The 7,086-nt window shown below is 50.9% G+C and carries 6 protein-coding genes and 1 pseudogene; all 7 read right to left on the reverse strand.

All coding sequences use genetic code 11. The features are described 5' to 3' along the window. Nucleotides 1-3,182, reverse strand: a 3,182-nt coding sequence (locus Q7S09_05585) for a hypothetical protein (GenBank protein MDO8558619.1), incomplete at its 3' end; no start/stop codon positions are given. Between the two features lie 320 nt (nucleotides 3,183-3,502). Beyond that, complete coding sequence (locus Q7S09_05590; GenBank protein ID MDO8558620.1) at nucleotides 3,503-4,081, reverse strand: hypothetical protein; 579 nt, start codon at nucleotides 4,079-4,081, stop codon at nucleotides 3,503-3,505. 140 nt (nucleotides 4,082-4,221) lie between these two features. Further along, on the reverse strand, nucleotides 4,222-5,067 hold the full coding sequence (locus Q7S09_05595) for a hypothetical protein (protein ID MDO8558621.1): 846 nt from the start codon (nucleotides 5,065-5,067) through the stop codon (nucleotides 4,222-4,224). A gap of 291 nt (nucleotides 5,068-5,358) precedes the next feature. Further along, nucleotides 5,359-5,499, reverse strand: a complete 141-nt coding sequence (locus Q7S09_05600; GenBank protein ID MDO8558622.1) for a hypothetical protein — start codon at nucleotides 5,497-5,499, stop codon at nucleotides 5,359-5,361. A gap of 111 nt (nucleotides 5,500-5,610) precedes the next feature. After that, nucleotides 5,611-5,946, reverse strand: coding sequence for a 4a-hydroxytetrahydrobiopterin dehydratase (locus Q7S09_05605; protein MDO8558623.1), 336 nt, complete (start codon nucleotides 5,944-5,946; stop codon nucleotides 5,611-5,613). A 16-nt stretch (nucleotides 5,947-5,962) separates the two neighbouring features. After that, complete coding sequence (locus Q7S09_05610) at nucleotides 5,963-6,343, reverse strand: hypothetical protein (GenBank protein MDO8558624.1); 381 nt, start codon at nucleotides 6,341-6,343, stop codon at nucleotides 5,963-5,965. Between the two features lie 163 nt (nucleotides 6,344-6,506). Next, nucleotides 6,507-7,031, reverse strand: a pseudogene (locus Q7S09_05615) (manganese catalase family protein). Nucleotides 7,032-7,086 lie beyond the last annotated feature (55 nt).

Here is a 7,086-nt window from a genome sequence, read left to right on the forward strand (position 1 = left end):
ACCACCGTGTTCCACACCGCCTCCTGGGCAGCAAGGTCGTGAATGAGAACGGCCGTTGAGGCGCTTAGCGCATCAATCTGGTTTGAGCCGTTATACCGCAAATACACCTGGGAGTAGCTGGCGCTATCATCGTCGGAATTGGCGTACACCACGTGCACCACGCTTGAAGCCGAATCCATGTCGATAGAAAATCCTCCTGATGTTTTTGCCGCAACCGAGATAGTTGCCGTAAACGGCCAGGTCATGCCTCCATCGGCAGAACCTATAGCGGTGAGCGTGTTTGCGGCAGTGAGCGCAACCGCAATAAGGTTGCCGAACCTGTCGGCAACCAACTTTCTCCCGCCGGAGTTATTGAGCGCTCTGGTGTTGGCAGAGGTGGTGACCACCGTGGGGTCTATGGTGATGGGGTATTGCGCGGTTTCCAGAAATTCTCGCGGGATGGTGAGGGTGATGAGGCCTGTTTTTTGGTCGTAGATAAGCTCGCCTTCTACGGTTTTCCCCGCCGCGTCGGTGATTTCCGGCACCGGCATGCGGAAAACTTCGGCGCCATTTTCTCCGTAAAATATGATGTCTCCCGGAATCCCGTTTGTGTCGCCAGACTCTTGTTTCCAATACACTCCTTCGTTTTCTTCCGTTGCGCCCGCTTCGCCGGAGCTCAAGCGAGGCGAGCGGAAGTTGTGCTTGAGACGGAAGGTGAGGACGGGAACATTTGTTGTTATTTGCTGATTGCTATTTGTTATTTGTTGTTTGAGCACATAATCCGCCTTTACGCGGTCTTGTTGTACTTCATATTCGGCATTGAAGTTTTGTTCTACACGAAAAAGGAGCTTGTTGTCTTGATGATAGACATCCTCATAGGGAGAGATTGATGATGATGTTTGCCCCGTTAGAGATCCGTTCCGGTCTACCGGAACGGCAGACGCCGAAGGCGGTCTTATCTCTAACGGGGTTTGAGGAAACTTTTCAAGCTCGAACTTAAGCCACTTTTTTGAATTGGTGTCCTCAATACGGAATCCGACTTTTTCATTTCCCTTTTCCGCAACTTCAATGCGGATGCCGTCGTGTTCGGAGGAGAAGCGGTATCGGCTTCTTGCCCTGAGCGGAGTCGAAGGGTTGGGATCGTTCTGGCGGTCATGGAACTTGAGATCGCTCTTGGGAAGCTTCGCCACGACCGTTCCCCTTTGCGGAGCTTGTTCTTCTTCTTGAGACTCTTCTGATGCAGGAAGAGCAGACTGGAGGATATTCTCTTCCGTTTCGGTTTCGATGTATACGCTGTCCAGGTATATTTCAACATTGGCATCCTCTACCGCAAGGACGTCGAGCCGCGCCTTGAGAATTTCCAGGTCGTCCGCAGTAAATGTTTTTGGCAGGTCGTAGGTGTAGTAGATGCGGGCGTTCGCGCCTTCCTGATCCTGCGCAATAGCATTTTGGAAGAGAAATCTTCGGAGCAGACTTGTTCCGAGTGGAGCCACGGGGGAGGTTTCCGGGATTGGCTCGGAGGAATCGAGCGGCAATGGGCGCGCTTCGGGTTCGGGCGTTATTTCGGGTGTAAGACGTATGCGGGTTGTAGCGGGCTCTTCCGGAGTTCCGGAGGGAGCGGGTTCCGCGCTCGCTTCAATGGACAGCGTTGGCGATGCTTCAAGAAGCACAGATGCCTCGGGGGATGAAAGAAGCGTATCGCTGGGAGTAGGAGCAATCGTATCGGACGGGCTGGGCAAAATGGTATCGGACGGGCTCGGCGCAAGGCTTTCGCTTGGCCTTTGGGTTTCATTGGATATTTGATATTGAGTATTAGATATTTTAGTGATCTCCTCCAGCGTCTTCCATTGGCTGTCCCCCACGGCATATTGGATACGAGCTACGAAATCTACAAAGCTGAAGTCCTGTAGTTGGGAATCCGGGGACTCTTCTTCAAGACCTTCGTCCAGGCCCGGAAGAATGAGCTGGGGTTCTGTGGATTCTGTCGGGATTGGAGAAGGAGTCGGGCTTGGCACCGGTGTTTCCTCCGGCGCTTCTATTGAGCCCGTTTCTGTTTGTATCTTTTGCAGTGTCTCCTGTATCACATCGCTCGGGACGGGCAGTTCTCCGTCAATGTTCGGAAGAATGATATTCGCCTCGGAAGTCTCCGTCGGAGAAATCGTCGGACTTGTTTCTGTTTGTGGCGCCTGTATCGTTTGTGAAGCTTGGGGCGTTTCTTGTATCACGTCGCTCGGACTTGGGCTCAATTCTCCGGGGGAGGATTGAGCGGGCAAGCTTTCCGTGTTTCCGGTTAATGGAGCTTGCCCAGGAGAAGAGCTATCGGAGGGCGCGGCTTCTTCCTGCGCGTATGCGGGATAGAATATCGATTCAAAGAAGCGGAAAAATTTTGAAACGGGGCTCCCTTCGGAAATACTCGGGACAGGCGGCTCCGGCTCTACAGTGTCAGAGGATTGGGGCGTTTCTTCGGGTGTTGGTTCGGCGGCATCTGACGCTTGTGGCGTCGGCTCCGGAATAATCGTTTCGCTTGGAACAGAAATATCCGACGGGCTTGGAGAAGTTTCGGATTCCAGACTTTGTTCCTCCGGAAGAGTCGGGAATACAATCGGGAGAGATGCGGCGGGTTCGGAAGACGGACTTGTATCATTTGGTGTTTGTTGTTCGTTGTTGGTCGCGGAAGTTGTTGGTCGCATCACATCGCTCGTCGGCAACGGCGCGGGAGCTCCTTGTTTTTTTCTCACGCCCAAAACGAACGTAATATGCGCCTTGGTGAAATCTTCTTCGGGACGGGAAAACCCGTCGCAGGAAATATCTTTGGAGCCGCCGGGGAAAAAGGCGGAGTTTTGGTCGTTGAAATCAAAAACGCTCCCATCGGGTTTCACCTCGGGAGCTCCTTGGGCATTTTGCGGACTTACGAACGAACCTTCGCAGCGCGTAGCATGCGTGCGGTTCACGGTGGCTTGCGTGAAAATGGACCTGTTGAACAGCACGAACAGAAGAAGCACCAGAAGCACCGCAAGGGGTTCTGCGCGGAACAAAAAAAGCGCAAAGCGTTTTACGGCGTGCGCGAAAGATTCTTTCCGCTCGCGGTGAGCTTGTCGAACCTGCTCTTCAATGCGCGTTTGGGCGCGGCGTGCACTTGTCAGTATGCTCCGCCCTGCGCGCTTGGCGCGTGGCGGAATGATGTCGCGTATGAATTGGGGCACTGATGACTTCGTCAACTATTACATATATTAATGTACCATACGTGAGATGGCGCTGAAGATGATTTTTGGAAGAATCACGGGTCTATCCGATTTGAGAGAGAATAGACGAAAAAACCGCATTTGTATGCGGTTCTTTTCGTATTGACGGCTTTTGTTTTTTATTTTCTGCTTAAGTCCTGTGGATAACCGCCAAAAATCGTATCGTCTGTTCCATGGTACACGAGAGAAATGCAAACTTTTTGCCCGATCGGGCAAAAAGTTTGCACCCAAACCAACTCCCTAATATCCATCAACGCCGCACCAAAAACTCTTCTGTCTCATCAGGTCACGAACTCGGAAATTCTTTTTGATGATTCGTGGAGCAATTCAAACTTCTTTAGCAAATCTTTGTCGTAGTCCATGTGTTCAACGACCATACAGCGGGTATAGATTTTTATGCGCATCTCCCAAAGGAGCTGGATGAGCTCCGGGGAGATGCGACGCGGCGTGATCCAAACGCTTTTGTGCAATTTCGCAAATCCGAAAGACACAAGATGCCTCCGCAGGAAATCGCGATGCGCGCGAAGCCGTTCGGGAATATCAAAAATAATGATGCGCCATTTTTTATCCCATGGTTTTCTTTCTTCGGATTGCAGAAGTTTGCATCGCTCGAGCAGTATGCGCAGGTTTCCCTTCGGCGTAAGCACGAGCATGGGACTTTGCGCATGATGTTTGCGGATTGTTTTTACATAACCACGCTTGCGAACGCCAGAGAGCGCCGATCCGAGCGTCCGTTTGCCAAAACCGCCATGGGCGGTAGCCTGATCAAATACCTCGAACGGCAGACTCCCAAGTTCGAAAACTTTTTCGAGAAGAAACAGGAAGGCTTTTTCGGTTTTTGCAAATTTCTTCTTTTGCATATATATGCATGTAAACTTTTTGCCCGATCGAGCAGAAAATCTGCAATCACTCTTTCAACAGATTCAATAGCTTCAATGGAAGGCCTCTTGTGTAGCCGCAATAGGAATTGCCGAAACAAACAATTCTCGCAACGCCACAACTATGGCGTACGCTGAATGGAGAGCGTGAAGCTTGAGCCTGGGCCGCCGTCCACAAAAACCTCGATGGTGTTTGTGCCGGGAAGAAGCGATACCGGCGAAGAAAGTTCGTTCTGATGTTTTTTGAAAAGCGACCCGTTGCCTACCACGCTGCCGTTCAGCAGAATGCGCGCGCCGGTGATGGGAGAGCTGCCATTGGTTATCGTAAGAGTTGCGCTCCCCTGAGCAGAAAAAAAATGCACGCGGGAAACATGTGGATCGCGAGACACTTGGGAGGAGGATCCTGATTGCAATGACACCGCGGCGTTCATTGACGAAAAAGAAGCGGCCGCGTTGCGATTACCGGCGCTGAAAAATGTAACGGGTGCCACGCCAAAATTTTGCGCGGCCACAAACGAAGAAAGATGATTCGTATTCCCGCACGCATACGTCCAGCCGTAGGTGTGCGTGATCGGTGCCGCCTCCGTTCCGTCTAACTGCCAAAGCCGCACTTCCCCATTCGGAACCGAAAAACGTTCCATGTCGAACGAAACACATACCGTTATGGGGCCTGAAAATTGAGCAGTTGTTGAAGCGCGATACACGTATGCAGGGGAACCGAAATCGATATTTGGGTATTTCTCGGCCGAGATCTCGCGAACGACCGTGGTAATGCCTGCGCGACTCACTGATGGAAAATAAAAACTGATTCCTGAAACCGAGCTTATCGAGATGCTACTGCCCGCCGGCGTTTCCTCTGCTCCGGTAAGCACGCCATCGGAAGCACGAAGTGCGATGGGTTGCATAAGCATCGCATAGAACACGATGCCCGCCAAAAATCTCGTACGATGCTTTAAGAATTTTTTCATAAAATGACAAGAACTTGCGTCTTTTGCCCGCCTTTGCGCTTTACTGCCAAAAACCGGCAAGAAATGACGCCGTCCGAAAAAATAAGATTGATTTAAGACTTTATCATGGGAACAAAAACTGTGCAACAAGCAATCCCTCCTTGTGTTCTGTGGACTTATGGGATTGCGCAGTGCCCGCAGCAAAGCGAAGGGTAACCCCGCACTTATCGCGATAAGTGCGGGGCAAAGACAAACTAAAATAGCTCTTTTGGAGCCATTCTAGCTAAAAGATTTGGTATATAAACGGCTCTCTTAGGCCTTTTTGGGACCCCGAGAAACCACCCGCCACATGGCGGTGCCGCATTTTGGGCAGGTCCCAACCATGAAATTCACCGGACCACGCTTGGTATCCTTTGTTACGGGCTTGGCATCCTTAATTTCCACGTCCTTCATCTTACACTTGACACAATATCCCGTCATATGGTTAAAAAGTTAAGAGTAATCCTTCTCAAATAAGTATAGCATGCCCATAACATGCGCACAAAGGAGAGAGGGGCTTGTGTTTTACAACTCGTTTAGCTTAGCGGCCACAATGAAATCATTCTCCGAAAGGCCCTTCACCGCGTGCGTCCAGAGCACGATAAGCACCTTGTCGTACCAGATATGTATGTCGGGATGATGCTGTTCGTGTTCGGCAATTATGGCTATTTTATTCACGAAATCCATGGCTTTTGTAAAATTGCCGAATTGAAACTGGCGGCGGATCTTGTCGACGCCTTCTTCGTGGACATGCGTCCAGGACGGATCGAGCTTCTTAAGATATGTCCCGATCTGTTCCTTGTCGAAGGGAAGTGCGCCGCTTTCGCACGGTATGCATTTTTTTAATTTGAGATCTTCCATGGCAACTACGCTTTGGTCAGTTTTTTTCACGTCCGGTATATGTACGGCTCATGACCGCTTCGAGTCCTTTTTTATTGTAATAGAATAAAATCTTCCCTTCGGCATCCCGAATCTCGGCTTCTTCAAATTCTCGGTCGCCGCCCCTCACGATCCGCGCTTTCAAAGATCCGTCGTCCAGCGCTCTTTGAAAATCGGGGCTCCGGATGTATTTCCGCCACCAGTCTTCTACGGCAAGTGCCGCCTCAACAATCGCGTTCGAAGACACCATCCTGTCCGTTTCCAGGCGCTGGCGTTCTTGTGCTTCAAGTATTTCTGCGGTACGGATTTCTCCCTGGCTCGCCGCCCGGTCTTCGCCATAATTCGGTTTTCTTGTTTCGGGAATAATTTTGTGTTCCATAATTGATCTTTAGTGCTTGCTACGAAACATGCGTTGCGCACTGCTCTGCTTCAGGGTGATGTAAACCGTGTTGCGACACAGCTCTGGTTTTAATCGACTTTCGATTGCTTTCGAAATAGATACTCGCGTCCTAAAAATTACGTTATCCCGGCAGTGCTGCAGCAGTTGACTCGTTGAAGTATTCGTCCACCAAACCCGGAGTAGGAGCGATCTTCCCGATAGAAAATGGGTCTTTCCCCAGGCCATCCAGGGCTACGGCGAAAGCCTTCATGTGGGTGATTTCGCGGGTCATAAGGAACTGCAAGGCATCGCGCGACCCCGGATCATCGCAAAAACCGATCAGGCGTTCATACACTATTTTCGCACGCGCCTCGGCTGCAATATTGCTCCTAAGATCAACATCGAGTTCTCCGGTAATTGCGACGTAACTGGCCGTCCAAGGTTCCCCGACGGAGTTGCAAAGCGCCACGCCACCTCCACCCGCGATTGCAATAAGCGGATCTACTTCGGCCGGGTCTCGTTTTTTCTTCATGGGCTCAAGATGCATCCGGGCAAGCGTTCCTACGATTTCCAGATGACTTAGCTCCTCCGTCCCAATATCCATAAGCAGGTCTTTTATTGCAGGATTCTCGCAATTCAAGCCCTGTACTGAATATTGCATCGCGGCAGCGAGCTCCCCATTGGCGCCGGAATACAACCGCCAACCTCAATAAATTCACATTGCCACATATTAAAAAACCCCG

The sequence above is a fragment of the bacterium genome, from assembly GCA_030649025.1.
Taxonomy (GTDB): domain Bacteria; phylum Patescibacteriota; class Minisyncoccia; order JAUYLV01; family JAUYLV01; genus JAUSGO01.